We start from the raw sequence: 26541 nt of genomic DNA, 5'->3' as shown, positions 1-26541 counted from the left end.
GCTTCCTATGTATGAAAAGATAGAATATGGAAAAATTAAGAATAAATCTGATTGGAGGTATAACGGCTTGGCTAATCAACATTTTGCAAAGGAAGCACCTGAAACATACTGGAAAACATCAACTGACCTGCCTTCTTTTCATGCGCTTCAAGAGGACACTGAATGTGACGTCACCATTATCGGAGGCGGGATTACAGGAATCACAACGGCATATGAACTTACGAAGAGAGGCTTCCGTGTCGTTTTGATTGAAGCAAATCAGGTTCTTAACGGAACCACTGCGCATACAACTGCTAAAGTTACCGCACAGCATGACATGATATACGACGAATTTATCCGCAATTTCGGATTAAACCATGCGAGGCTTTATTATGAAGCAAACCAAAACGCAATTGATTACATAAAAGGCATTGTGGATGAACATCAAATTGATTGTGAATGGATCGAGCAAGACGCATATCTTTATACGGCAAATGAAAACGCTGTTCAAAAAATCCGCACCGAGCATGAGGCATACACAAAACTCGGAATTGAAAGAGACCTTATCAAGGATCTTCCAATTCCCTTAGGTTCTAAGCTGGCGCTTGTCATGAAGAATCAAGCTCAATTTCATCCGCTTCAATACTTAAAAGCGCTTCTGGAGCAAATTGTTCAAAAAGGCGGCCGAATTTATGAAGAGACCGTTGCGCTTGATATCAAAAAAGGCGAAAGGCCCGAAGTGGTAACAAAAAGCCGGCACGCTATTAAGAGCCGCTTTATCATATGCTGTTCCCACTTCCCTTTTTATGACGGAGGCGGATTATATGCTGCGAGAATGTACTCCGACAGATCTTATGTCCTTGCCATCAAGCCGAAGATCGAGTATCCCGAGGGCATGTATTTGAGTATCGATCAACCGTCAGTGGCGCTCCGCTATACGGTTGTAAACGGTGAAAAGCTGATTCTCTTCAGCGGAGTAAGCCATAAAACAGGCCAGGGAAAAGCCATGTCTACACATTATGAAACACTAAGACAACTGGCCGAAAGCACCATCGGCATCGAAAGCATTCCATATTATTGGTCCACCCAAGATCTAGTGACGATCGATAAAATCCCGTTTATCGGGCCGATGTCGGAAAATGAGGACAATATTCTAGTAGCGACCGGGTTTAAAAAATGGGGCATGACGTCCTCAGCAGTCGCAGCTACTTTATTGTCAGACCTTGTGGAGAAAAAAGACAATCCATACGAAAGCATTTTCACTCCGTCCCGTTTCCATCTGAATCCCGGGTTGCAGAAAGTGATTTCCTACAATGCCGATGTCGCCAAGCATTTGATTAAAGGAAAGCTTGAAAAGCCTGATGTCCAATTTGAAGACATTTCGCCAGGAGAAGGGAAAGCCGTCTCCATAAACGGCAGGCGAGCGGGAGCATTTCGGGATGAGACAGGCTGCCTCCATCTCGTTGATACGACTTGTACCCATTTAGGCTGCGAGGTCGAGTGGAACGACAGTGAGCATACGTGGGATTGTCCGTGCCACGGATCACGCTTTAAGCCATCTGGCGAAGTTGTAGAGGGTCCGGCCATTAAACCATTAAAACAAATAGATCTCGATTAAACCGTTCATTTTAATGAACGGTTTTTCAAATATTTTTCATCTGCAGCTTCATTCATGTTTCCCTTGGCCGATAAAAAAGAAAAAGGCTTAAAAAGCCAAAAAGTAAAAATTATATTTTTCCCAAGGGGGATCATTGTATTGTTATTTAAAAAAGACAGAAAACAAGAAACAGCTTACTTTTCAGATTCAAACGGACAACAAAAAAACCGCATTCAGCTCACAAACAAACATGCAGATGTCAAAAAACAGCTCAAAATGGTCAGGTTGGGAGATGCTGAGCTTTACGTGTTAGAGCAGCTTCAGCCACTCATTCAAGAAAATATCGTATGCATCGTTGATGCGTTTTATAAAAACCTTGACCATGAAAGCTCATTGATGGATATCATTAATGATCACAGCTCAGTTGACCGATTAAAACAAACGTTAAAACGGCATATTCAGGAAATGTTTGCAGGCGTTATCGATGATGAATTTATTGAAAAGCGTAACCGAATCGCCTCCATCCATTTAAGAATCGGCCTTTTGCCAAAATGGTATATGGGTGCGTTTCAAGAGCTCCTTTTGTCAATGATTGACATTTGCGAAGCGTCCATTATAAATCAGCAAGAACTGCTGAAAGCCATTAAAGCAACAACAAAAATCTTGAACTTAGAACAGCAGCTTGTCCTTGAAGCGTTTCAAAGCGAGTACAACCAAACCCGCGATGAACAAGAAGAAAAGAAAAACCTTCTTCATCAGAAAATTCAAGAAACCTCTGGATCGATTGCCAATCTGTTTTCAGAAACAAGCAGATCAGTTCAAGAGCTTGTGGACAAATCTGAAGGCATTTCTCAAGCATCCAAAGCCGGCACTGTAACATCCAGCACTGTTGAAGAAAAGTCGATCGGCGGAAAAAAAGAGCTAGAAGTCCAACAAAAACAGATGAACAAAATTGACACAAGCCTTGTCCAAATCGAAAAAGAAATGGTCAAGCTGGATGAAATCGCGCAGCAAATTGAAAAAATCTTCGGCATCGTCACAGGCATAGCTGAACAAACAAACCTTCTCTCGCTTAATGCATCTATTGAATCCGCCCGCGCCGGAGAACACGGCAAAGGCTTTGCTGTCGTGGCAAATGAAGTACGGAAGCTTTCTGAGGACACGAAAAAAACCGTCTCTACTGTTTCTGAGCTTGTGAACAATACGAATACACAAATCAACATTGTATCCAAGCATATCAAAGACGTGAATGAGCTAGTCAGCGACAGTAAAGAAAAAATGACGCAAATTAACCGCTTATTCGATGAAATCGTCCACAGCATGAAAATCAGCAAAGAGCAATCAGGCAAAATCGACGTCGATCTGCAAGCCTTTCTTGGAGGGCTTCAGGAAGTCAGCCGCGCCGTTTCCCATGTGGCCGCTTCCGTTGATTCGCTTGTCATCCTGACAGAAGAATAACCATCAAAAACCGGTCTGCCATACGGCCGGTTTTTTTGCGTTCATTATGTAAACTTAAATTAAAAATCAGTTGACATAATAATTACCTGCATTTATTGTATAACCATATTTGATTACTGTTTGGAGGATTTCACATGCTGAAATTAATCGACATGATGCATATTGCTATTTTCACCGCACTGATGGCAGTGCTCGGCTTTATGCCCCCTCTCTTCTTATCCTTTACACCTGTTCCGATTACATTGCAAACGCTTGGTGTCATGCTGGCAGGCAGCATCCTCAGGCCAAAGTCTGCTTTCTTAAGCCAGCTTGTCTTTTTGCTGCTCGTCGCCTTCGGAGCGCCGCTGTTGCCCGGCGGACGAGGCGGTTTTGGTGTGTTTTTCGGACCGAGCGCAGGCTTTTTGATTGCTTATCCCCTCGCTTCATGGCTTATCAGTTTAGCCGCTAACAGGATGCGGAAGGTGACAGTATTGCGTCTCTTTTTCACTCATATTGTATTCGGCATCATCTTTATTTATCTGCTTGGTATACCGGTACAAGCTTTTATCATGCATATTGATTTGTCACAGGCCGCCTTCATGAGCCTTGCATATGTGCCCGGTGATTTGATAAAAGCGGCTGTATCTGCATTTCTGGCGATAAAAATCACTCAAGCCTTGTCTCTTTCTGATACGATGTTTACGAAAGGAGGCTGATTTTATGACAATTACTCATACCTATTCATCTATTGCCGCAACATCGCCCGGGCGTGTGGCGATCCAGACTGAATCGGAGCAAATCACGTACCAGGATTGGGATCGGCTTGTCTTTCAAACCGCAAATTGGCTGCGGTCACAGCCGAGCATGCCGAATCGTGTGGCGATCCTGCTCCCAAATAGTCTGGCGTTTTTACAGCTGTTTGCCGGAGCAGCAGCGGCTGGATGTACGGCAATTCCCATCGACACACGCTGGAGCCCGGCTGAATGCAAGGAGAGGCTGTCCATAAGCAATGCGGATCTTGTGGTTACTTTAGCCTTTTTTAAAAACAAACTGACAGATAGCCAGATACCTGTTGTTTTGCTGGATAACTGTATGGCAGATATTTCTGAAGCAACCGCTGATCCCTTGCCTACCATTGATCCGGAGCACCCTTTTTATATGGGATTTACGTCGGGCTCGACAGGAAAACCGAAGGCCTTTACGCGATCTCACCGCTCATGGATAGAGAGCTTTACCTGTACAGAAACAGATTTTTCAATTTCATCAAATGACACGGTATTGATTCCCGGGACGTTAATGTCCTCTCACTTCCTATATGGGGCTGTCAGCACTTTGTTTCTCGGAGGAACCGTTTGTTTGCTGAAAAAGTTTTCTCCTGCCAAAGCGAAGGAATGGCTGTGCCGTGAATCCATCAGTGTTCTCTATACCGTACCGACGATGACAGACGCCCTCGCAAGGATTGAGGGTTTTCCCGACAGTCCCGTCAAAATCATTTCATCCGGCGCAGACTGGCCGGCAGAATCCAAGAAGAAGCTTGCCGCTGCATGGCCTCATCTCAAGCTGTACGATTTTTACGGCACATCAGAGCTTAGTTTTGTGACGTTTTCTTCACCGGAAGACAGCAAACGGAAGCCGCAGTCAGCGGGCCGCCCTTTTCATAATGTCCGGATCGAAATCCGCAACGCTGGAGGAGAACGCTGTCAGCCAGGGGAAGTCGGAAAAATATTTGTCAAAAGCCCGATGCGGTTTTCCGGCTATGTGAACGGCAGCACACCAGATGAATGGATGACTGTGGATGATATGGGCTATGTTGATGAGGATGGCTTTCTATACATATCAGGAAGAGAAAACGGGATGATCGTGTACGGAGGATTAAATATTTTCCCAGAAGAAATTGAACGTGTGCTTCTCGCCTGCCCAGAGGTTGAAAGCGCGGCTGTCGTTGGCATTCCCGACGAGTATTGGGGAGAAATCGCTGTAGCTGTCATTCTTGGAAACGCTAATGCCAGAACACTGAAAGCCTGGTGTAAACAGAAATTAGCCTCCTACAAAATCCCGAAAAAATGGGTGTTTGCAGACAGCTTGCCGGAAACGAGCAGCGGAAAAATTGCCCGTTCCAGAGTGAAAAAATGGCTGGAAAAGGGTGTACAGTATAAATGAATGCGGTTATTGTTGATGCAAAACGAACGATCTTTGGAAATCAAAACGGACTGCTGAAGCCCTTCCTGCCGGAGGATTTGGCGGCTCCCATCATCCGCTGTCTCAGCCGAAAGCTAGAGGATCAAATTGACGAGGTCATTCTCGGAAACGCTACCGGCAGAGGCGGCAACCTCGCCAGACTGTCAGCCCCTCAAGCCGGACTGCCTTTATCGGTTCCCGGAATGACAATTGACAGACAGTGCGGCTCCGGCCTTGAAGCTGTGCGCTATGCCTGCAGCCTTATTCAAGCGGGAGCCGGCACGATGTATATCGCGGGCGGCTCAGAAAGCAGCAGCCAATCCCCTTTTTCAGAACGGGCCCGCTTTTCTCCAGATGCCATCGGCGATCCCGACATGGGAATCGCAGCAGAATATACGGCAGCACGTTATTCCATCAGCAGAAACATGCAGGATGAGTACGCGCTTCTCAGCCATCAACGCAGCAGGAACGCGCATGATGGAGGATTTTACCGTGAAGAAATTGTTACTCTCGGGGAATTGGAGACAGACGAAGCATTTTTGAAAACACGTCCGATAAAAGCGATTATTCCCCGCGCAAAGCCGGTTTTCGACACCAGCTCCGGAACAGTCACAGCAGCCAACAGCAGCGGCATAGCAGACGGAGCAGCGGCTCTTTTGGTAATGAAAGAAGAAAAAGCGGCAGCCCTGGGACTTAAGCCTGTTCTCCGGTTTATCGGCAGCGCAGTCAGCGGGATTCACCCCAACTATCCGCCCGCGGCACCGGTTGATGCGATCCGTAACCTCTTATATACACACGATGTAACACCTGAGGATATCGGTTTATTTGAAATCAATGAAGCCTTTGCCGTCAAAATTTGTGTCTGCTCGCAAGAACTCGGAATTCCCTTTTCAAAAATCAATGTGCGCGGCGGCGCATTAGCTCTTGGCCATCCATACGGTGCATCAGGTGCAGCTCTGGTAACCAGATTGTTTTATGAAGCGAAAAGACGGACAAACTGTCAATATGCTGTTGCAGCCATCGGAAGCGGCGGCGGAATCGGGCTGGCGTTATTATTTGAAGTTCTTGCATAGGCTTTTTCATAGGATGCACGCTTTCGATTTAGTATAATAGTGATATGAATAAAGTCAGGAAGGGGATTTTATGACAGCCGTTTGCTTAGTAAGACATGGAGAAACCGATTGGAACCTGCAGCAAAAATGCCAAGGCAAAACCGATATTCCGCTAAACGCAACAGGTGAACGCCAAGCAAGAGAAACCGGAGAATATGTAAAGGACTTTTCTTGGGATATTATCGTGACGAGCCCGCTGAAAAGAGCGAAAAGAACCGCGGAAATTATTAATGAATATCTGCATCTTCCGATTGTCGAGATGGATGATTTTAAGGAGCGCGATTACGGCGACGCGGAGGGCATGCCGCTGGAGGAACGGACAAAGCGCTATCCGGATAACATCTATCCGAATATGGAAACGTTAGAAGAACTCACTGACAGGCTGATGGGCGGTTTGGCAAAAGTGAACCAGGCGTACCCAAACAAGAAGGTACTGATCGTGGCGCACGGTGCGGCAATTCACGCACTGCTGACGGAAATATCGGGCGGTGACCCGGAGCTTCAAAGCACGCGCCTCGTCAACGCCTGCCTCAGCAACATTGAATTTGCAGAAGAAAAATGGCGGATAAAAGACTATAATATCAACAGCCACTTATCCGGCTTTATCAAATAAGAAAAAGACAGGTGTTTGCCTGTCTTTTCTTTTATTTCTTATCAGCCGGCATCTCTTTTTGAAGCTCGTCCAAAATGGCATTCGCCCCGTCTACACTGCGGCGCAAAGACCACACCGCACGGTCCACGTGGTATACATGCCCATTTTTCACTGCCTTCAGCTTTTTCCAAAGGACATTCTTTTCGATCGGGCGTTTACCGTCGGCGTCGAGGTCATCTGTTTTTCCTGTCATCAGGATGATCACATCCGGATCTGTTTTCAGCAGCTGCTCCAGTGTCATTTTCATATTCACAGAGTCGCCGCCATTGCTTGAATCGCTATTACCTGACGTACTGATTGCATATCGATAGCCGACCTGTGTTAAAAGTCTTGATGTAAAGAAGTTTTCATCCCTGGCCATAATCGTATCATTTGTATTTCCGATCAAAAGCACGGACTGGCTGTTCGCGCTGATTTTCTGCTTTGTCTCGCTAAGCTTTTCTTCATGCGCCGTCAGCTTTTTCTCCATTTCCTTCTCCTTGCTGACTGCTTTTGCAATCGTAAGTGAAGCGTCAATTGTATCCTGATAATCAGCATTTAAATTATTAAGCGCAATCGTCGGCGCTATTTTTTTCAGCTGATCGTACACCTTCTTATGCCGGGTCGTGTCGGCAATAATTAAATCGGGTTTTAATGAAGCGATTTTTTCCATGCTTGGCTGTGAGCGAGTGCCGACAGATGTGTAGCCGTCAATTTTCTTCAGCACATCCTTGTTGATCAGCTGCTTCGCTTTGTTGTCATCGGCAACCCCGACAGGCGTAATGCCGAGATCAAGCAGTGTATCAATAAAACCAAGCTCAAGAACAACAACCCGCTTCGGATGCTCAGGCACATCTGTCTTCCCTAAATCATGTGTTACCGCCACTTTATGTTCTTTACTGTTTTGATTGCCGCTTGAAGACGAGCAAGCAGCCGGTAAGACAGAAAGAAGTAAAACTGTAAGAATAATCAGTGTTTTTTTCATATGTTCCAGTCTCTCCTGTTGGTAGTTTCTATGGTTAAGATGTCCAAGAGTAGTATAACACGGAATGAGAATCATTATCACCAATTATTTTAAAATGAGAAGAGAAAGTTCGGCTTACAGGAAAATCTTGTTTCGCGACACAGCAGTTCAGCAGCTGATCATCCTGTCCACAAAAAAGCTTGCAGAAAAATAACATTCTCTGCAAGCTGATCCTGTTAAAGCTTCACAATCACTCTTCCTTGAATGCGATTTTGCAAAATATCTTTTAACGCACCCGGCGTTTCTTCCAATGATACTTCCCTGTCTACGATGGTCAGCAGCTGATCAGGCTTGAGATCAGAAGACATGCGCTCCCAAACAGCGGCTCTGACGTCCATCGGACAGTATACTGAATCGATTCCGAGCAGGCTTACTCCGCGAAGAATAAAAGGATACACCGTTGCCGGAACTTCTCCTCCTCCGGTTAAGCCGCTCACCGCGACAGATCCGCCGTATTGAATTTTGCTTAAAAGCGAGGCAAGCTGTTTTCCGCCGACTGGATCAACCGCTCCCTGCCATTGCTGCTTGGACAGCGCCTTAAGCGTTCCGTCATAGACATCTTCCCTGCTGATTACTTCGCTTGCACCGAGCTGTTTCAAATAATCAGCCGCCTCCCGGTTTCCGGTGCTTGCCACCACATCATAGCCCCGCTTGTTCAGCATCGATACCGCAATTCCGCCGACACCGCCAGTTGCTCCTGTGACTAGCACGCTGCCTTTTTCCGGAGACAGACCGTTCTGTTCAAGCCGATGCACTGATAACGCCGCAGTAAATCCCGCCGTTCCGTACACCATCGCTTCTTTTAACGAAAGATTCTGTGGCAAAGGCACCAGCCAGTCACCAGGCACCGAAGCGTATTCACTTAATCCGCCATCACGGGAGACACCGAGCTCATAGCTTGTCGCGATCACCTCATCCCCCTCCGCAAAACGCGGATCATTGGAAGAGACGACCGTACCCGCAGCATCGATGCCTAAAATAAGCGGATACTCTCTGACAATATTGCCTCCTGCTTTTCCGGCCAGACCATCTTTGTAATTGATGCCGGAATAAGCAACTTTAATCAGGACACCATCCTTCGGCAAATCCTCTGTTGATATGGTTTTCACATGGACTGAAACATCATCGGCATTTTTTTCTGCCTGCAATGCTTGAAATAACGTTGACATTCGGCACACTCCTTTTCATTTATATCGTAACCGAAGAACGTTCAAAAAACCAAATCATCAAGCCGCCATTTTCACTTCGCCGGCACATTGAGACGATAATGGACAAATGCGGTATCCTCTTCATAGCCGTTTTGCTCATACAAGCTTCTTGCCTTCCGGTTGTGGTGCTCAGTCTGAAGTGCTAAACATTTTGCCCCCCTGTATAATCCTTTGCGGCAGAAAGAAGCCGGCCACCGGCTCCCTTTGTACGCGCCTGAGGAACGACAAATAAGTCATTTAATATGTAGATCCTTTTCATTGACACAGAAGAAAACGTTGGATAGAGCTGGGTAAAGCCTATGAATTCTCCATTTTCTTCTGCTATCAAAATAACAGACTCGTGATTTTCCAAACGAGCTTTCAAAAAAGCCTCTGCCCCTTGCAAATCAGATGCCTGTCTATAAAATTCCCGATATTGGTTAAACAACGGCGCAATGGCGGCCACATCTGATGTCTTTGCTTGGCGAATGTTCATCTCATTTCTTCCTCCCTCTTCTATCCCTAATAGAATTTTCTGTAAAGTTTATTTTCCAGAATACTTTTATCATCATGCATTGAAAAAATATCACGATAATATCCATTGTTCTCACGGAAACACATGCAGGTCATTTGAACGAATTTTTTCGACAGGATTTTGCCGGGACTCAGGAGCATTTAACCTAAAAAAGCATGACATTTCAGCATAATGAACATTTACTCATGTCTATTTTCGTTCTTTTCTGTATGAAAGTAGTTATTTCGAGTCTCTACGGAAATAGCGAGAGATGATATACCTAAATAGAGATAAAATCATCTCAAAAAAATGGGTCTACTAAAATATTATTCCATCTATTACAATAAATTCACAGAATAGTCTTTTAAGTAAGTCTACTCTGAATTTTTTAAAAGGAGAGGGTAAAGAGTGAGAAGCAAAAAATTGTGGATCAGCTTGTTGTTTGCGTTAACGTTAATCTTTACGATGGCGTTCAGCAACATGTCTGCGCAGGCTGCCGGAAAAAGCAGTACAGAAAAGAAATACATTGTTGGATTTAAACAGACAATGAGTGCCATGAGTTCCGCCAAGAAAAAGGATGTTATTTCTGAAAAAGGCGGAAAGGTTCAAAAGCAGTTTAAGTATGTTAACGCAGCCGCAGCAACATTGGATGAAAAAGCTGTAAAAGAATTGAAACAAGATCCGAGCGTTGCATATGTGGAAGAAGATCATATTGCACATGAATATGCGCAATCTGTTCCTTACGGCATTTCTCAAATTAAAGCGCCGGCTCTTCACTCTCAAGGCTACACAGGCTCTAACGTAAAAGTAGCTGTTATCGACAGCGGAATTGACTCTTCTCATCCTGACTTAAACGTCAGAGGCGGAGCAAGCTTCGTACCTTCTGAAACAAACCCATACCAGGACGGCAGTTCTCACGGCACACATGTAGCCGGTACGATTGCCGCTCTTAATAACACAATCGGTGTTCTGGGCGTAGCGCCAAACGCATCGTTATATGCAGTAAAAGTTCTTGACTCAACAGGAAGCGGCCAATACAGCTGGATTATTAACGGCATTGAGTGGGCTATTTCCAACAATATGGATGTTATCAACATGAGCCTTGGCGGACCTTCTGGATCTACAGCTCTGAAAACAGTCGTTGATAAAGCAGTTTCCAGCGGTATCGTCGTTGCTGCCGCTGCCGGAAACGAAGGTTCATCGGGCAGCACAAGCACAGTCGGCTACCCTGCAAAATATCCTTCTACCATTGCGGTAGGTGCGGTAAACAGCAGCAACCAAAGAGCTTCATTCTCAAGCGCAGGTTCTGAGCTTGATGTAATGGCTCCTGGCGTGTCCATCCAAAGCACACTTCCTGGAGGCACTTACGGTGCTTACAACGGAACGTCAATGGCGACTCCTCACGTTGCCGGAGCAGCAGCGCTAATTCTTTCTAAGCATCCGACTTGGACAAACGCGCAAGTCCGTGATCGTTTAGAAAGCACTGCAACATATCTTGGAAACTCTTTCTACTATGGAAAAGGGTTAATCAACGTACAAGCAGCTGCACAATAATAGTAAAAAGAAGCAGGTTCCTCCATACCTGCTTCTTTTTATTTGTCAGCATCCTAATGTTCCGACGCATTCTCTTCTTTCTCCGCATGTTGAATCCGTTCCATGATCGACGGATGGCTGCCTCTGAAAATCTTCACAAGCACCGGAGGATCAACCTGGCTCAGCCCCGTCACGGCCAAATCCTGAAACGTTTTAACAGCGGCTTCTCTGTTCTCTGTCAACTTGATCCCATACTGGTCAGCCTTATTCTCCTGATAACGCGAGACAGCATTAGAAAAAGGCGTCACCGCAAAGCTCAAAACAGAAAACAAAAGCAATAACAGCGGAAGTGCCGCAAGATCATGCCGCCCTTCTAAATGAAACATGCTGCGGGTTAGGCGAACCGTCCGCTTGTAAAGCTTATCAATGACATAAAATCCAGCGAGCGACACGAGCAAATAGCCGGCCAGTCCGATATAGACGTGCTTCATGACATAATGGCCCATTTCGTGGCCCATAATAAACAGAATTTCTGAATCGTCAAGTTTGTTCAGCGTCGTATCCCACAATACAATCCGTTTGTTGGCCCCAATTCCTGTAACATAGGCATTCAGCGCATTTGTTTTTTCTGACATGTTCACTTCATATACATGATCAGCCGGAATATTGGCTTCATCTGCCAGCTCTAAAATTTTGCTTTCAAGCTCTTTGTTTTTCAGCGGATAAAAATCATTGTATAAAGGATCGATAATGACCGGCTGAATAAAAAACAGAAAAAGCGAAAACGGCACTGTTAACAGCCAGGCGTATAACCACCATTTTTTTTCATGCCTTTTGATCAGCCAATAAAAAACGAGAACGCAAAGCGCAAAGATTGGAAAGCTGATCCAAAAGCTGATAACCTGATCCTTAGCCCAGCTGGCCGTTGTCTGTGTGGAAATGTTATAGTCAAGCGATACTTGATAGCCTATCCAATCTAAAGGCAGCGTCACCAATGTTGTAATCAGCAAAAGCACAAAGACAAAACCAACGGTCTGCAAAAACCGAAAAGACACGGCCGCTTCCATCCATTTCTTGATTTTCTTTGAAACACCGCTGACCAGCAGAACAAAAAACAGAAACCAATCAAGTGGTACCCCGATAAAAAATAAAAAATTCTTGACATTCGAATACTGCTCGGCCACTGCCAACTCAGACGGCTTCATGAAAGAAGCCGGATCAGCCTGCGTCCCTTTCACGGCTTCCGGTATTGCGGAATCACCCGACAGGAAAAAATACCAATAAAAAAACAGCCCGTACAGCACGTAAGCAAGTCCTGCTGCCGCAATCCACTTGCGCATAACGCCTCACTCCTCACATCAACCCGTTACTTCTATTCTAATCATAAATTCAAATTCTTAGAACCAAGCTGTGTTCCGCACTTTTCCACCCTTTTAAGCATGGAAAGCCCGATCGCTGGGAAAACTAACAATGTTTGGAGTGATGAAAATGAAAAAAATAGTGGCAGCCATCGTGGTAATCGGTCTTGTGTTTATAGCATTTTTCTATCTTTACAGCCGATCAGGCGATGTGTATCAATCGGTAGACGCGGATTTGATCACACTGTCTTCAAGCGGCCAGGAAGATATCGAGATTGAAAAAAGACAGCACGTCAAAGATATGCTGGATATTATGAATCAGGGAAAACAGGTGAAGACAGAAAAAACATCAGCCCCTGATTACGAAGGGACAATCAAGTTTCATAAAGACCGGTATGACTCATTCAGACTATGGATTGACGGCAGCCAGCAAGCCGTTTTTTTGAAGGATGGCACATACTACAAATTAAGCAAAAATGATACAAAGGCGCTGCTAAATATTATTAAAAAAGAAGCAAAGGATTGAAAATGAAAAAGCGAAGCTAACCGCTTCGCTTTTTCATTTTATTGGGGCAAAATATCTCTCAGTGCCCGTCTGAGCATTTTCCCCGTCGCATTTTTCGGAATATCGTCAAGAAACGTAATGGCGGCAGGCCGCTTGTATTTTGCCAGATGCTTTTCACAGTGCTTCATGATGTCCTCTTCTGTTACCCCAAAGCGTTTCGGCACCACATATCCCTTTACCGCTTCCCCGCTTTGGGGGTCCGGCACGCCGATGACAACCGCCTCCTTGACGTCCGGATGGCTGTACAGCACCTCCTCCACCTCCCGCGGATACACATTGTATCCTCCTACAATGATCATGTCTTTTTTCCGGTCAACAATGTAAAAATAGCCGTCCTCATCCCGTCTTGCCAAGTCCCCCGTATAAAGCCAGCCGTCTTTTAAGGCATGCTCTGTTTCCATCGGCATTTTATAATAGCCCTTCATCACATTGGGGCCTTTCACGATCAATTCGCCGACCTGGTGAGCAGGCAGCTCGCGTCCGAGCGGATCTACGACCTTGTTTTCGACATGTAAGATACTTGTCCCTATGGAGCCCGGCTTTCTGCCCCTGTCAAACGGGTTAAAGCACGTGACGGGTGATGCTTCCGAGAGCCCGTAGCCTTCCAAAATGGTAACACCGAATTTTTCTTCAAACGCCGTCAGCAACGCGACTGGCATGGCCGCGCCTCCCGAAATGCACAGCCGGATGGAAGAAAAATCATCTTTCTTTCCGTTTTCATGCTGAAACAAGTAATTATACATCGTAGGTACACCGGCAAAAATGGTCGCCTGCTGCTGCTTAACAAGCTTAAAAACAGATGCCGGACTGAATTGAGGCTCAATCAAGACAGTTGCGCCGCTCATCAGCGGTGCATTCATGCAGACGGTTAAACAAAACACGTGAAACATGGGAAGAGCGCAGACCACATTGTCCCTCTCATCCATTCCCAAATAGCCTGCGACATCGTTGGCATTGCTGTACAAATTCTGATGAGTCAGCATCGCGCCTTTCGGTTTTCCAGTCGTTCCTGACGTATATAAAATAACCGCGGTATCATCAGGGACAGGTTCTTGGTTTTGTTTAACGGCAGATGTCGGCCGCAATATTTTTGCAAACGTTGTCATTTTCATCCTGACCTCTGGGTCCGCAGCTTCCGGCTCGGCCTCTCCCGTCTGGCATAAAATGACGAGCTCAACCTTTGGCAGCGATTCATGCATGCTCTCATAAAGCGGCAAAAGCTGGCTAACGCCCACGATCGCCTTTACATCACCATTTGTCAGCATATAACCAATTTCTGTCGGCGTGTACAACGGATTGATGGGAACAACCACGATCCCAGCTTTTAAAGCGCCAAAAAACGCGATGATAAAATCAGGCGAATTGCCAAGCAGCAAAGCTAGATGGTCCCCTTTCTCCATACCGGCTTCCTGAAGGCCGTCCGCAAATCGCTGAATATGTTCATTCAGCTCTTGATACGTCATCTTGTGATCTTTAAACCTGCATGCGATGCTGTCGGGCTTCTCAGATGCTGTTTCTTCCAATTTTGAAACAAGATTCATTCTCCCACCCCTTAAAGTGAATGAATAGTCATTCATTGTTGAAGCCAAGCTTTCTCCTCCATTATAGAGAAACAGAAAAAAACACTCAAGAGCAAAAAGCCCTGAGTGTCAGTACTGTCATAGTTTCTTCAATGCTTCGGCAATCGGCGTATCTCCTTCTGTCAGATCAAAGGCCCGATTTTCCGTATTCTTCTCATCTAAAGAGGCAATGACCGTTTTTGCAACGTCATCACGGGAAATAAATCCCCGCTCCAGATCCTTCGCTGCTGAAACAGTTCCCGTTCCAGGCTCATTGCGAAGGCCTCCCGGACGGATAATCGTATAGGTTAAACCGCTCGCTACCAGAATTTTATCAGCATAATGCTTGGCCACATAATAAGGTTTGAGTGCCTCATTCCAATTTTCACGGTTATGGGCTTGCAGGGCGCTGACCATAATAAACCGTTTGATTCCGGCAATGTCCGCAGCTTCAATGGCTTTTGCCGCTCCATCAAGATCCACCAGCAGCGTTTTATCATAGCCTGTGCTGCCGCCGGAACCGGCTGTGAAAATGATCACGTCACAGCCTTTTGCCGCAGCGGCGATTTCTTCCGGGCTGCCCTCCAGATTCGCAAGCACAGCTTCTGCACCGGCAGCTTCAAGAGACGCTTTCTGTTCTTCTTTTCTGACCATCGCTCTGATGGAATGATCAGGATTATCTTGGAATAAAGAGACGAGTCTTTGCCCGATTTGTCCGTTCGCTCCGATTAAAAACACTTTCATGTGAATCCCTCCTGCCTCCATTATTTCAAAAACACAACCGCTCTTTCAAACGATGTGTTTTGCCTTAATAAATCAGATCAAGGAAATCCTCTTTCGTAATGTTCCCAAAGTAATGCTTGAGATTCACACCTTCGAGCACATCAGCGATGACGCTGCGTTCGTATTGTTTTCCGACCAGCAGGTTTTCAATTTCAGATACATCACCGACACCGAAGAAATCTCCGAAGATTTTGCAGTCCTCGATTTTGCCTTTCTTGACTTCCAGGCGCAAATCGATCGATCCAACCGGATAACGCTTCGAATGATTAAGGTTAAATTTTGGCGAGCGGCCGTAGTTCCAATCCCAATTCTGATAGCGCTCTTTCGAAATTTGATGAATGGTCTCCCAATCTTTTTCCGTCAGCTTATACTCCGGCACGTTTCCAATGTCGTTTGTGTTAAAAATATGGCGAAGCAAATGGCTGCGGAATTCTTCGGTGGTCATTTTATCATCGAGAAACTCACTAATGTTTGCTACTCGGCTTCTGATCGATTTGATGCCTTTTGATTCAATTTTATCCTTTTTCACCTTTAATGCTGATACAACATGATCAATGGCTGAATCAAACATGAGGGTGCCGTGGCTGAAAATACGGCCTTTCGTTGCAAACTGAGCGTTTCCGGATATTTTCCGGCCATCTACTACAATGTCGTTCCGGCCGCTTAATTCGGCTTCAACCCCAAGCTGATGTAACGCCTGAATCACCGGCTCAGTGAATTTTTTAAAGTTATGAAAGCTGTCCCCGTCATCCTTGGTAATAAAGCTGAAGTTCAAGTTCCCCAGATCATGGTACACAGCGCCCCCGCCTGATAAACGGCGGACGACGATAATCCCGTTTTCCTCAACATATTTTGTATTGATTTCTTCTATTGTATTTTGGTTTTTCCCAATGATAATAGACGGTTGATTCACATAAAAGAGCAAATATTGCTGTTCAGGGTCTAAATGCTTGACACAGTACTCCTCGATAGCAAGATTGATCCGCGGATCATTGATATTTTGATTGTCTATAAATAACATGGTGCTCCTCCTTTATCCTTCCCACACAAAACCTGATTTCGCAATATTCACTTCTCCGTTAAAAACGGTTTTCGCTTCTTTGCGAAGGTTGTCATGCACGCCAAAATGCGGCAAATGTGTCAGCAGCAGTTCTCCCGCTCCCGCTTCGTTTGCAATGCGCCCGGCTTCCAGGCTGTTCATATGGCCTGCACTTGTTCCGTCTTGATCGGCATAAAAATTGCATTCCGAGATCAATAAATCAGCATCTTTCGAAAACGGTATAAATGAATCCTGATAGCTGGAATCAGCAGTATAAACGACAGTGTGGCTGCCGTCAGTAATCCGCATGGCATAGCACGTCACCGGGTGAATCGTTTTTAAAAAGGTGATCGTAAACGGACCGGCAGTCAGCGGCTGATCCGGCTGATAGGCGATCCCTTTTGTATGTGTTTTATATGTAAGCTTTTGAAACTGTTCTATATCAGCATCATGTGCGTAAATCGGAAGCGTATGCTCTCCTTTGCCGAGAAACGAACCGACTTGCTTGGCAAATTGAAGCGGCCCGATATCAGCGATATGGTCATGGTGATAATGAGACAGAACGACCGCATCCAGCTTTTCCGCCGGCACATATCCGAACAGCTTAGACAATACGGCACTGCCGCAATCAACAAGCAGAGAGTAATCACCTGATTGAAACAAATAGCCTGACGTCGCTTCATTTGCGGCCGGAAAACCGCCATAGCATCCGATAACTGTAACTTTCATAATGTCCTCCTATCTTTTCAAAAAAATTGATCCTCCTTCAATATACCCATTTTTCTTGAAAAAAGCATGTTTTAAACATTGTATCAAAACAGTTATTGATTTTTTCAATCTGTTATATTACAATGAAATCACTACAAAGGGGAAAGAGGGATTGGTTATGCTGGGGAAAATCACAGAATTTTTTAGAAACCTGCCTTCGAAAAAGTGTGCGGAATGCGGAAAAAAGATAGAAGAGCAGCATGAGTGCTATGGTAATATCTGCAATGACTGTATAAAAGTAAACGATTTGTAATGAGCGAAAATCCCGCGCCTTACGCGTGGGATTTTCTTATTTTTTCACATATCTCTTAATTTTGAAATAATAGTCAGGTTAGGTCAAAGCTCACCTGTTTTTAGATAATTCTGGTGATTATCATTATGTCATTGAATATTCTTTATTTTCGAAATATAATTTACTATAGACGAATTGATTTCTTATCTATTATAATTTGATCTAATAGTGAGATTAAATATATGTCTATTCATGATATATGTTGATACTTTGTTTTTTGGGAGGTAATCTATGAAAAGAATTAAGTTTGGATTAGCCACACAAATATTCGTTGGACTTATTCTAGGTGTCATTGTTGGCGTCATTTGGTATGGCAACCCAGCATTGCCTACTTACCTGCAGCCAATCGGGGATCTCTTTTTACGCTTAATCAAAATGATAGTGATTCCTATTGTTGTCTCCAGCTTAATCATCGGTGTAGCCGGTGCAGGAAATGGAAAGCAAGTCGGTAAATTAGGCTTCAGAACGATTCTGTACTTCGAGATCATCACGACTTTTGCCATTATTCTCGGACTAGCCCTTGCAAACATCTTCCATCCGGGTACAGGAGTTAATATACACGAAGCTCAAAAATCGGACATCAGTCAATATGTTGAAACTGAAAAAGAACAAAGTAATAAATCAGTGGCGGAAACGTTCCTCCATATTGTGCCGACAAACTTCTTCCAGTCATTGGTCGAAGGGGATCTTCTAGCCATCATCTGCTTTACAGTACTATTTGCATTGGGTATTTCCGCGATCGGTGAAAGAGGCAAGCCTGTATTAGCCTTTTTTGAAGGTGTATCCCATGCCATGTTCCACGTTGTAAACCTTGTGATGAAAGTGGCGCCATTCGGCGTTTTCGCTCTTATCGGTGTGACTGTGTCTAAATTCGGACTCGGTTCTCTTATCTCTCTCGGAAAGCTCGTCGGATTGGTTTATGTCGCGCTTGCTTTCTTCTTAATTGTTATTTTCGGGATTGTCGCAAAAATTGCCGGCATCAGTATCTTCAAGTTTCTTGCTTACATGAAGGACGAGATCTTACTGGCGTTCAGTACGTCCAGCTCTGAAACGGTTCTTCCGCGTATCATGGAAAAAATGGAGAAAATCGGATGTCCGAAAGGCATTGTTTCATTTGTCATTCCGATCGGTTACACGTTTAACTTAGACGGTTCCGTTCTCTATCAATCTATTGCCGCACTCTTTTTAGCACAGGTATATGGCATTGATTTGACGATTTGGCACCAAATTACGCTTGTGCTCGTCTTAATGGTGACATCTAAAGGGATGGCTGCCGTGCCTGGTACTTCTTTTGTTGTCTTGCTTGCAACGCTTGGCACCATCGGCGTTCCGGCTGAAGGACTTGCCTTTATTGCCGGCGTAGACCGCATCATGGATATGGCACGTACAGTTGTCAACCTGACTGGTAACGCGCTTGCTGCCGTTGTGATGTCTAAATGGGAAGGCATGTTTAATCCTGCGAAAGCAGAAACTGTTATGTCCCAATCGAAAACAGAACAAAACGCAACCATTTCTGGTTAATGAAAAGCCTGCGGGGTTCTTGCCCCGCAGGTTTTTTTAATCTTTAACAAGCACAAACAGTTCTGTAATCAAAACAGTATCCTCATTCAGCTCCAGTTCACCGCTTTTGATCAGTTCCGCCCATGCCATCTGATGATCCTCTTGAAACTCCTCAATTCGGTCTCCATTGCCCTCTCCTTTGACTAACCTCATATCAGGCGCACCAAAGGTGGTTTCAAAGACATCTGTTACTTTTATATTGCATCTTGGATTGTCATGTTTATCATAAACGGTAACAAGCTGACCCGCTGTTTGATAAACGTCCCTCAATTCATCTTTTGAATACAATGATTTCGGCGCGCACGTGGCGGTTTTTTCTCCGGCAAGGATCTGCTGAATCAGCTGTTCTCCCAACCCGTCATCACCTTCCCAGCCGAATGTGCTTTTCAGCTTATAAATCTTCATTGGTCCTCCCCCTTATACCATTGGTGACTGTACATAGTAATACAGAAGCTTAGCGGTATGGCGAAGAGATGATTTATGGGTGCGTTCAAATGCATGGGAAGCATCAATTCCCGGCCCTATGAGGCCATGCACAATATCATGCCCTGATTTGATCGCTGCTGACGCATCAGACCCGTAGTACGGATATATATCAAGCTTATAGTCGATATGATGCTTCTCGGCTAATTGAACTAAATGCTTTCTGAGCTGATAATGATACGGCCCGCTCGCATCCTTCACACAGATTGATACTGAATATTCATCAGTCGCCTGCCCGTCACCGATAGCCCCCATATCAACCGCCAAATATTCAACTGTTTCAGGAGGAATATTCGAATTTCCGCCGTAACCGATTTCTTCATTATTGGAAATAAGAAAATGGGTTGTATACGGCAGCTCAATGTCTTCTGTTTGAATTTGATGAATTAAGCGGAGCAATAAGGCGACGCTTGCTTTGTCATCCAAATGGCGCGATTTAATAAATCCGCTTGATGTGATCTCGACACGTGGATCGAACGACACAAAGTCTCCGACGCCAATGCCAAGCTCCTCCGTATCTTTCCGGCAGTGAACAGGTTCATCTAGGCGGATCTCCATATTCTCTTGATTCCGCTCAGCCTTTCCCGCGTCTTTGTATACGTGCACAGACGTTTGATGCATTAAAATTGTGCCTGTGTATGTTTTTCCCGAGGCGGTTTCAATTTGGCAATACTCCCCCTCAATCGAGTTGTAGCGGAACCCGCCGATTAAGTCGATTTTCAGCCGGCCGTCCGCTTTAATCTCCTTCACCATAGCGCCGAGGGTGTCAACGTGCGCTGTCAGCATACGATGCCGGGATGTGTCGCGTCCTGGAAGCGTTGCAATTAAGCCGCCCTTGTGGTTCCGAACCGTTTCTACCTTCCATTCTTTTAAAAGGCTTTCAATATAATTGATCACCTCATATGTATTTCCTGTCGGACTTGGGATCGATACAAGTTCTTTAATGAGCTCCATCGTTTTACGTACGGACGTCATAGGGCATTCCTCCTTTTATTTTCTACTTAAAATATACTCTTTTCCCGAGGGACCCGTCCAATCTTTTCCTATCAATCTCTCATATGCTGTAGAGAGCATGGGAAGAGGAGGGATATCTATGTGCTGTCGTCATTCACATGAACAGAAATGTCGTTGTCACGATTGGTTCGATGATTTTTGGTTCTTTGACGAGTGGTTCGATAAAGATTTCCACGACCATTGCAAGAAAAAGAAAGAATGCCATGACCCTTGCGAGAAGAAGAAGAAAAAGAAACACCATTGTTTCTCTTGTAAAAAACACAGACATTCTTGCTGTCATTGCTAAAGACTGAATCAGAAATATTCTGATGACCCATGCTTAATGAATATTTCCATTCACATTTTTCCAAGCGGGCATTGCTGCTGCTTGGACCTTTTATTGAAACACCCTTTTTGCTTTTACAATCCAATAAACTGATAAAGCCGCTATAAGAGCAATAATGATTTCAACAGCTGCAGCATGCTCTATGATTCCTCTCTGATATAAAACCGCCGGTACATTAAACAGTGCATGTAAAAGAATAGAATACAACAAAAACAACGGCCGGCGGCTTTTAACCGCGTACAAAACAAGCAGAGACAGACCAATCTGGACGGCAATGGCACTGATTCTTTCTATTCCGCCCAGCAGCCATTCATACGAAGGAGTATGCAGCAGCTGCTCCTGTATCGGCAAAAGCGCCTGTTTGACGTCGCCATTGACTAAAAGCTGTTCAAACGTCCCGCTATTGATTGCAAATGCGTATACAATAAGTGAGATAGAGGACAAACCTGTAATCAGGATGGCTTCAAGCCCGCCATGGCCTGCCCCGAAAGCCAGACCATCCGCCCAGGTATGATGGCGCTTCATAAAAAATCGCATCATCATATACCTTCCGCACTCCTCAAAAATTCCGGCCATCAAGCAGCCGTAAATGCCATACCATAATGGATGTTGCATCGCTTCTTTCGTCATTTCATTCACTTGCAGTACATAAACATGAACGCCGCCTTCCAGCAGCTGAGCGAAGACAAAAAACGTGAGAGCGCCAATAAAAAACACTTTAAGCGAGGCGCCATACTTTCGCTTAAACCATACAATCAGCCCGATTGGCAACAGAAACGCAATAGCCCCGGATAATGCCAAAAAGACTACTGCTTCTTGACTGACCATTTTTCAGCCTCCTTTTTCTTTTTCATAGATTCCCTATTCTACACTTCTCTTTTTTTGTAAAAAAACCTTCTTTTTAGTACCAGATACTAATATCTAGTGTTATAATCTGACCATAAGGAGTGATTCATATGTCAAAAGCAAAAATTACAGCTATCGGCACCTATGCGCCGAGCAGACGTTTAACCAATGTAGATTTAGAAAAGATCGTTGATACCTCTGATGAATGGATCGTTCAGCGCACAGGAATGAGAGAACGCCGGATTGCGGATGAACATCAATTTACCTCTGATTTATGCATAGAAGCGGTGAAGAATCTCAAGAGCCGTTATAAAGGAACACTTGATGATGTCGATATGATCCTCGTTGCCACAACCACATCCGATTACGCCTTTCCGAGTACGGCATGCCGCGTACAGGAATATTTCGGCTGGGAAAGCACCGGCGCGCTGGATATTAATGCGACATGCGCCGGGCTGACTTACGGCCTCCATTTGGCAAATGGATTGATCACATCTGGCCTTCATCAAAAAATTCTCGTGATCGCCGGAGAGACGTTATCAAAGGTAACGGATTATACCGATCGAACGACATGCGTTCTGTTCGGCGATGCGGCGGGTGCGCTGTTAGTGGAACGAGATGAAGAGACGCCGGGATTTCTTGCGTCTGTACAAGGAACAAGCGGGAACGGCGGCGATATTTTGTATCGTGCCGGACTGCGAAATGAAATAAACGGTGTGCAGCTCGTCGGTTCTGGAAAAATGGTGCAAAACGGACGCGAGGTATATAAATGGGCCGCAAGAACCGTCCCTGGCGAATTTGAACGGCTTTTACATAAAGCAGGACTCAGCTCTGATGATCTCGATTGGTTTGTTCCTCACAGCGCCAACTTGCGCATGATCGAGTCAATTTGTGAAAAAACACCGTTCCCGATTGAAAAAACGCTCACTAGTGTTGAGCACTATGGAAACACGTCTTCGGTTTCAATTGTTTTGGCGCTCGATCTCGCAGTGAAAGCCGGGAAGCTGAAAAAAGATCAAATCGTTTTGCTTTTCGGATTTGGCGGCGGATTAACCTATACAGGATTGCTTATTAAATGGGGAATGTAACAAAAAAAGAACTTGTTTCCAAGGGACTGACCCCCGTTTTTGAGACAGGGATCAAAACACCTTTTAAACAGCCAATTGCCGATAGTTTATCGGTGATTGGTTGTTTAGTTTCGTTTGAATACGAATATTGTTATAATAATGAATGTATTCTGTGACAGTGCGTTCTACGATGGCGGTCGTAGTACGATCAATGCTGTTCAGATAGAACGTTTCAGACTTTAATGAGGAATGAAACGATTCGATGGTGGCATTATCAGCGGGCGTCCCTTTGCGGGACATGCTCATGGTAATGCCTTTTGTTTTAACAGCTTTCTGATACTCGTAAGATGTATACACAGATCCTTGGTCACTATATAACACGCAGTTCTCGGGAAGTGTTGGCAGCTGATCAAGTGTATTTAGAACAAAATCTGTGTCCTGTTTATCTCCAATCGTAAAAGCAATCACTTCTCCATTGTATAAATCCAATATACTGGAAAGGTACAATTGTTTCTGTCCATAAGGCAAATAAGTGATGTCCGTTACTAGTTTTTCAAGAGGGCGATCAGACTGAAAGTTCCGATCCAATATATTATCGACTACGGCATATGGCTGCCCATTCTTCTTACGCTTTTTCACCTTAACTCGGCACTGCCACTGATTTTCCTGCATAATACGTTGAACCGTTTTATGGTTGATACACATTCCCTTTTTTAATATGGCTGTGATTTTCCGATATCCATATCGATACTTGTGCTCTCGGCACAACGTGCCGATTTGTTTTTCCAAATGGCGCTTGGGATGATCTTTCGTCAGATTCTTCTTCCAACGATAATAAGACGCACGTGAGATACCTAAATGAACACAGATATCCTGCACGGTCATTGTGCTGTGCAATACTTCTACAAGTTCGACTGACGTTTCGCTATCAACTTCCTTTCCAATTCGTTGTACTTTTTTAAAACTTCATTCTGTTGTCTCAGATAACGATTCTCTGCCTGCAGTTTCTCTAATTCGGAAGAATACTCCGGACCTTTTCCGTAAGTGTATTGCTTTCCAACAGGCTGTTCGAATCGATGTGTATCCCCAGCCTTATGCCATCTAACCCATGTCTGAACCTGTGTCTTATTCTTAATATTCAATTTCTGCATGATCTCTTTCATAGGCACGCCTGCCAATCTCATTTCTACAGCCTTCTGTTTAACTTCAACCGGATAACTCACTCTTGTCCCCATAGAAAAAACACCTCCAAGTCTAATTTCGGATAACAATCATCCGTTTTCAAACTTGAAGGTGTTTTTATTTGTCTCATCTTATGGGGTCAGTCCCCCAAGGAAACAAGTTCTTTTTCTTTATGAAGCCGGCTGTTCTTCTGATGATTCTTCCTTCCGGCTTAACATTGTAAAGTAAGTAATGCTTAGTGCAATCATGACGAGGGCGATGCCGATTAAGACGCCGGCCATCTGCCACATGTAGCCAAAGTCACCGTTTGAAATGACTGCTCTGAATCCGTTAATGCTGTAGGTCATCGGCAATGCGCCGTGGATGACCTGATAGAAATTCGGAAGCAATTCAAGCGGGAAGGTTCCTCCGCTCGCTCCCAGCTGCAGCACTAAAATAATGACTGCGATAAATCGCCCCGGGTTGCCCATCGTGGTAGCCAAAAATTGAATCATCGCCAGGAAAGCGAGACTCGTAATGATCGTAAACACGTAAAATCTCCACGTGCTCTCTACCTCGAGACCAATTCCCAATAGAAGAACCGTCGCCACAATCAATGATTGAATGATTCCTACAAGCATCATGACATTGAATTTGCTGAAGAACCACTCAAAACCGTTTCTCGGACGTCCTGACGCTTCCTTCAGCGGGAAGACAACCGTCAGCATGATGCCGCCGACATACAAGCCCATTGACAGGATATAAGGTGTCAGCCCTGTTCCATAGTTAGGAACGGAATGAATGGCATCATCTTTGGTTTTAACCGGATCCGCAAACATGCCATATGTTTGATCATCAGCATCGATATCTCCTGTTTGGTCAGCCGCATCCTTCAGCTTACTAGACAGCTCTCCTGTGCCGTCCAATAGCTTGCCTAAACCTGTATCAAGTGATGCAGATCCGTCTGCAAGTTTTGATGATCCGCTTTGGACCTGTTTAGACCCGTCTAACAGCTTAAACAATCCGCCGGATACTTGGCTGCTTCCTGTCACCAATTGCTCTGAGCCCGCTTTTGCTTTTGCGAACTGCTTATTATATTCACCGATGCCCGCTGTCAGTTTATTTTGGTTTTCTGTCAGCTGCTGTGAACCATTGTATATCTTCTCAGATCCAGCAGTTAATTTGTCAATCGCATCTTGAGTGGCTTTTGCGCCGTTATAAAGCTTAGAGGTAGCTTCCGGCAATGCCTTCACCTGGGCAACCTCCGCTTTCACATCTTCCAATGAGCTTTTTATCGTTGCGATGTCAGGCAGCTGATCAGCTGAAGGAAGCCCACTTAAAATTTCATCAAAATCAGGCGCATCAACTTTCGGAAGCTGCTTTTCAACAGAATTGATCAACTGGCTTTTTTGCTCCGCTGTTAAGAAATCACTCGAGTTGATGAGATTTTTGAATGCCTGATCACGGTTTTTTAAGCTGTTTTCAAAGTCAGACAGCTGTTTTTTAAATTCCTTCATCGCTGTTTCTGACTTTTCCAGATTGTTCACAGCTGTTTCAAGCTGTGTTAAATCGAGCGTATTTATGAGTTTTTCCGCTTTTGCTGCTTTTTCCGACTCTTCTTGCGCTTTACTGTTGAGCTGATCCAGCCCGTTTGTCAGATTAGGCAAGCCCTGCTGCACCTTTTGAAGGCCGGCATTCAGTTCATTTAGCTTGCCCGTTATCTTGCCTGATCCTGCTGCAAGCTGACCAGATTTATCATAAATCTGGTTGCTGCTGTCTTGGAATTTACCGAGCGAGCTGTCAAGTGATTGGATGCCGCTCGTCACCTGAGCCGCTCCATCTGCAAGCTGCGCTGTTTTGTCACTGATGGTAGCGGTGCTTTCCTTCAGCTTCGCCAGATTTTCTTTCAGCTGGGCGCTTCCGTTTTTCGCATCCTTTGTGCCGTCATCAATTTTTTTCGCGCCGCTGCTCGCGTCGCTCAAACCTTTTGCGATATCTTTAAAGTTATCAAAGATAACTTTCGTATATTGCTCGGTTACTTCTTTTGAAACAGAGGCTTTCAGTTTATCAATCGCTTTTTCGCCGATCGTTGCCCCTACATAGTTAGAACCTGCATTTGTGTGGTATTTCAGATCCAATTTTTTCGGATTTTTGTCTAATACAGTGCTGGCATTCTTAGAAAAATCCTCAGGAATCTCGACAACTAAATAATATTTTTGATTCAATAAGTCCTTTAACGATTGGTCGAGATCATTGGAAAAATGCCAATCAAAGTTGTTATTATCCTTTAATTCTTTGACCAGATCATCACCGATTTGAAGTTTTTCTCCTTCATACGTTGCTCCCTTGTCTTGGTTGACGACAACGACAGGCAGCTGGTCAACTGTGCCGTACGGGTCCCAATAAGCCTTTAAGAATACGCCGCTGTAAATAAGCGGGACAAACAAAATGGCAATGATGGGAATCAATAATTTTTTACTTGTTACGATGTCTTTCCACTGACTTCGTATTGTGTTCATCCTGATGCCT

General features: G+C 44.8%; 24 protein-coding genes and 1 pseudogene. 11 read left to right on the top strand and 14 right to left on the bottom strand.

Annotated elements, in window-relative coordinates:
* Window positions 1-67: 67 nt before the first annotated feature.
* The 6 genes from NYE49_RS05685 to phoE all read left to right on the top strand — a co-directional run bounded on the left by NYE49_RS05685 (window position 68) and on the right by phoE (window position 6916).
* Entirely contained in the window at window positions 68-1597 is a 1530-nt protein-coding gene (locus tag NYE49_RS05685) for an FAD-dependent oxidoreductase (RefSeq protein ID WP_174616631.1), read from the top strand.
* Between the two features lie 138 nt (window positions 1598-1735).
* A complete protein-coding gene (gene hemAT, locus NYE49_RS05680; RefSeq protein ID WP_174616632.1) occupies window positions 1736-3034 on the top strand; it encodes a heme-based aerotactic transducer HemAT in 1299 nt (432 codons plus the stop codon).
* 134 nt (window positions 3035-3168) lie between these two features.
* On the top strand, window positions 3169-3729 hold the full coding sequence (locus NYE49_RS05675; protein WP_015383271.1) for a biotin transporter BioY: 561 nt from the start codon (window positions 3169-3171) through the stop codon (window positions 3727-3729).
* A gap of 4 nt (window positions 3730-3733) precedes the next feature.
* The gene (locus NYE49_RS05670; protein WP_047182381.1) at window positions 3734-5173 is read left to right on the top strand and encodes an acyl-CoA synthetase; all 1440 of its coding nucleotides are present in this window, start codon (window positions 3734-3736) and stop codon (window positions 5171-5173) included.
* Window positions 5170-6264, top strand: coding sequence for an acetyl-CoA C-acyltransferase (locus NYE49_RS05665; protein WP_047182380.1), 1095 nt, complete (start codon window positions 5170-5172; stop codon window positions 6262-6264). Before NYE49_RS05670 ends, NYE49_RS05665 begins: the two co-directional genes overlap by 4 nt.
* A gap of 70 nt (window positions 6265-6334) precedes the next feature.
* Window positions 6335-6916: a phosphatase PhoE gene (gene phoE / locus NYE49_RS05660; protein WP_003233157.1), complete on the top strand. Its 582-nt coding sequence runs from the start codon at window positions 6335-6337 to the stop codon at window positions 6914-6916.
* A gap of 31 nt (window positions 6917-6947) precedes the next feature.
* On the opposite strand, the gene NYE49_RS05655 is transcribed toward phoE, so the two are convergent.
* The 3 genes and pseudogenes from NYE49_RS05655 to NYE49_RS05645 all read right to left on the bottom strand — a co-directional run bounded on the left by NYE49_RS05655 (window position 6948) and on the right by NYE49_RS05645 (window position 9641).
* Window positions 6948-7919 (bottom strand): ABC transporter substrate-binding protein, encoded by a 972-nt coding sequence (locus NYE49_RS05655; RefSeq protein ID WP_047182379.1) that lies wholly within the window; start codon window positions 7917-7919, stop codon window positions 6948-6950.
* Window positions 7920-8134: 215 nt separating this feature from the next.
* Window positions 8135-9127, bottom strand: a complete 993-nt coding sequence (locus tag NYE49_RS05650; RefSeq protein WP_003233163.1) for an acryloyl-CoA reductase — start codon at window positions 9125-9127, stop codon at window positions 8135-8137.
* A 71-nt stretch (window positions 9128-9198) separates the two neighbouring features.
* Window positions 9199-9641: pseudogene (locus tag NYE49_RS05645) on the bottom strand (GNAT family N-acetyltransferase).
* A gap of 426 nt (window positions 9642-10067) precedes the next feature.
* Here NYE49_RS05645 and aprE point away from each other — a divergent pair.
* Window positions 10068-11213, top strand: coding sequence for a subtilisin AprE (gene aprE / locus NYE49_RS05640; protein ID WP_046340224.1), 1146 nt, complete (start codon window positions 10068-10070; stop codon window positions 11211-11213).
* Window positions 11214-11266: 53 nt separating this feature from the next.
* On the opposite strand, the gene NYE49_RS05635 is transcribed toward aprE, so the two are convergent.
* A complete protein-coding gene (locus NYE49_RS05635) occupies window positions 11267-12532 on the bottom strand; it encodes a M48 family metallopeptidase (protein ID WP_047182378.1) in 1266 nt (421 codons plus the stop codon).
* Between the two features lie 148 nt (window positions 12533-12680).
* On the opposite strand from NYE49_RS05635, the gene NYE49_RS05630 reads away from it, so the two are divergent.
* Window positions 12681-13076 (top strand): hypothetical protein, encoded by a 396-nt coding sequence (locus tag NYE49_RS05630; RefSeq protein ID WP_003245187.1) that lies wholly within the window; start codon window positions 12681-12683, stop codon window positions 13074-13076.
* Between the two features lie 38 nt (window positions 13077-13114).
* Here the strand turns inward: NYE49_RS05630 and lcfB are convergent, their stop codons facing one another.
* The 4 genes from lcfB to NYE49_RS05610 all read right to left on the bottom strand — a co-directional run bounded on the left by lcfB (window position 13115) and on the right by NYE49_RS05610 (window position 17225).
* A complete protein-coding gene (gene lcfB, locus NYE49_RS05625; RefSeq protein ID WP_047182377.1) occupies window positions 13115-14656 on the bottom strand; it encodes a long-chain-fatty-acid--CoA ligase LcfB in 1542 nt (513 codons plus the stop codon).
* Window positions 14657-14773: 117 nt separating this feature from the next.
* Window positions 14774-15418, bottom strand: coding sequence for an SDR family oxidoreductase (locus NYE49_RS05620; protein ID WP_047182376.1), 645 nt, complete (start codon window positions 15416-15418; stop codon window positions 14774-14776).
* Between the two features lie 64 nt (window positions 15419-15482).
* Entirely contained in the window at window positions 15483-16478 is a 996-nt protein-coding gene (lplJ, locus tag NYE49_RS05615; protein WP_014479356.1) for a lipoate--protein ligase LplJ, read from the bottom strand.
* A gap of 12 nt (window positions 16479-16490) precedes the next feature.
* Complete coding sequence (locus tag NYE49_RS05610) at window positions 16491-17225, bottom strand: MBL fold metallo-hydrolase (RefSeq protein ID WP_047182374.1); 735 nt, start codon at window positions 17223-17225, stop codon at window positions 16491-16493.
* 157 nt (window positions 17226-17382) lie between these two features.
* On the opposite strand from NYE49_RS05610, the gene yhfH reads away from it, so the two are divergent.
* Together yhfH and gltT are read left to right on the top strand one after the other, a co-directional pair.
* The gene (gene yhfH / locus NYE49_RS05605; RefSeq protein ID WP_003244802.1) at window positions 17383-17517 is read left to right on the top strand and encodes a protein YhfH; all 135 of its coding nucleotides are present in this window, start codon (window positions 17383-17385) and stop codon (window positions 17515-17517) included.
* 270 nt (window positions 17518-17787) lie between these two features.
* Window positions 17788-19077: a glutamate/proton symporter GltT gene (gltT, locus tag NYE49_RS05600; RefSeq protein ID WP_003245579.1), complete on the top strand. Its 1290-nt coding sequence runs from the start codon at window positions 17788-17790 to the stop codon at window positions 19075-19077.
* Window positions 19078-19113: 36 nt separating this feature from the next.
* On the opposite strand, the gene NYE49_RS05595 is transcribed toward gltT, so the two are convergent.
* The 4 genes from NYE49_RS05595 to NYE49_RS05580 all read right to left on the bottom strand — a co-directional run bounded on the left by NYE49_RS05595 (window position 19114) and on the right by NYE49_RS05580 (window position 21766).
* On the bottom strand, window positions 19114-19521 hold the full coding sequence (locus NYE49_RS05595; protein WP_047182373.1) for an ASCH domain-containing protein: 408 nt from the start codon (window positions 19519-19521) through the stop codon (window positions 19114-19116).
* Window positions 19522-19533: 12 nt separating this feature from the next.
* Window positions 19534-20574 (bottom strand): M42 family metallopeptidase, encoded by a 1041-nt coding sequence (locus NYE49_RS05590; RefSeq protein ID WP_038428732.1) that lies wholly within the window; start codon window positions 20572-20574, stop codon window positions 19534-19536.
* A 133-nt stretch (window positions 20575-20707) separates the two neighbouring features.
* Window positions 20708-20875 carry a hypothetical protein gene (locus NYE49_RS05585; RefSeq protein WP_172398294.1) on the bottom strand — a complete coding sequence of 56 codons (168 nt, stop codon included), beginning with the start codon at window positions 20873-20875 and terminating at the stop codon, window positions 20708-20710.
* Window positions 20876-20989: 114 nt separating this feature from the next.
* Window positions 20990-21766, bottom strand: coding sequence for a YhfC family intramembrane metalloprotease (locus tag NYE49_RS05580; protein ID WP_047182372.1), 777 nt, complete (start codon window positions 21764-21766; stop codon window positions 20990-20992).
* A 128-nt stretch (window positions 21767-21894) separates the two neighbouring features.
* Here NYE49_RS05580 and fabHB point away from each other — a divergent pair, with 128 nt between their 5' ends.
* Entirely contained in the window at window positions 21895-22872 is a 978-nt protein-coding gene (fabHB, locus tag NYE49_RS05575) for a beta-ketoacyl-ACP synthase III FabHB (protein WP_047182371.1), read from the top strand.
* 63 nt (window positions 22873-22935) lie between these two features.
* Here fabHB and NYE49_RS05570 read toward each other — a convergent pair.
* Both NYE49_RS05570 and NYE49_RS05565 read right to left on the bottom strand, forming a co-directional pair.
* A protein-coding gene (locus NYE49_RS05570) for an IS3 family transposase (RefSeq protein WP_342410955.1) occupies window positions 22936-24086 on the bottom strand; the annotation gives its coding sequence in 2 pieces (ribosomal slippage) (window positions 22936-23813 and window positions 23813-24086; 1152 coding nt in all).
* A gap of 117 nt (window positions 24087-24203) precedes the next feature.
* Window positions 24204-26531, bottom strand: coding sequence for a YhgE/Pip domain-containing protein (locus NYE49_RS05565; protein WP_047182370.1), 2328 nt, complete (start codon window positions 26529-26531; stop codon window positions 24204-24206).
* Window positions 26532-26541 lie beyond the last annotated feature (10 nt).

Source organism: Bacillus sp. FSL L8-0358, from assembly GCF_038593095.1.
GTDB classification, from domain to species: domain Bacteria; phylum Bacillota; class Bacilli; order Bacillales; family Bacillaceae; genus Bacillus; species Bacillus subtilis.
Note: the sequence above shows the minus strand (reverse complement) of the source record. Positions and strands in the feature narration are given on the sequence as shown.

Coding starts and splice junctions, on each gene's coding strand:
- NYE49_RS05635 (WP_047182378.1), bottom strand. CDS start 12,532: ATGCGCAAGTGGATTGCGGCAGCAGGACTTGCTTACGTGCTGTACGGG.
- NYE49_RS05565 (WP_047182370.1), bottom strand. CDS start 26,531: ATGAACACAATACGAAGTCAGTGGAAAGACATCGTAACAAGTAAAAAA.
- NYE49_RS05655 (WP_047182379.1), bottom strand. CDS start 7,919: ATGAAAAAAACACTGATTATTCTTACAGTTTTACTTCTTTCTGTCTTA.
- lplJ (WP_014479356.1), bottom strand. CDS start 16,478: ATGTTATTTATAGACAATCAAAATATCAATGATCCGCGGATCAATCTT.
- fabHB (WP_047182371.1), top strand. CDS start 21,895: ATGTCAAAAGCAAAAATTACAGCTATCGGCACCTATGCGCCGAGCAGA.
- lcfB (WP_047182377.1), bottom strand. CDS start 14,656: ATGAATCTTGTTTCAAAATTGGAAGAAACAGCATCTGAGAAGCCCGAC.
- phoE (WP_003233157.1), top strand. CDS start 6,335: ATGACAGCCGTTTGCTTAGTAAGACATGGAGAAACCGATTGGAACCTG.
- NYE49_RS05650 (WP_003233163.1), bottom strand. CDS start 9,127: ATGTCAACGTTATTTCAAGCATTGCAGGCAGAAAAAAATGCCGATGAT.
- gltT (WP_003245579.1), top strand. CDS start 17,788: ATGAAAAGAATTAAGTTTGGATTAGCCACACAAATATTCGTTGGACTT.
- NYE49_RS05675 (WP_015383271.1), top strand. CDS start 3,169: ATGCTGAAATTAATCGACATGATGCATATTGCTATTTTCACCGCACTG.
- NYE49_RS05580 (WP_047182372.1), bottom strand. CDS start 21,766: ATGGTCAGTCAAGAAGCAGTAGTCTTTTTGGCATTATCCGGGGCTATT.
- NYE49_RS05665 (WP_047182380.1), top strand. CDS start 5,170: ATGAATGCGGTTATTGTTGATGCAAAACGAACGATCTTTGGAAATCAA.
- NYE49_RS05630 (WP_003245187.1), top strand. CDS start 12,681: ATGAAAAAAATAGTGGCAGCCATCGTGGTAATCGGTCTTGTGTTTATA.
- NYE49_RS05590 (WP_038428732.1), bottom strand. CDS start 20,574: ATGACGTCCGTACGTAAAACGATGGAGCTCATTAAAGAACTTGTATCG.
- NYE49_RS05620 (WP_047182376.1), bottom strand. CDS start 15,418: ATGAAAGTGTTTTTAATCGGAGCGAACGGACAAATCGGGCAAAGACTC.
- NYE49_RS05610 (WP_047182374.1), bottom strand. CDS start 17,225: ATGAAAGTTACAGTTATCGGATGCTATGGCGGTTTTCCGGCCGCAAAT.
- NYE49_RS05595 (WP_047182373.1), bottom strand. CDS start 19,521: ATGAAGATTTATAAGCTGAAAAGCACATTCGGCTGGGAAGGTGATGAC.
- yhfH (WP_003244802.1), top strand. CDS start 17,383: ATGCTGGGGAAAATCACAGAATTTTTTAGAAACCTGCCTTCGAAAAAG.
- NYE49_RS05670 (WP_047182381.1), top strand. CDS start 3,734: ATGACAATTACTCATACCTATTCATCTATTGCCGCAACATCGCCCGGG.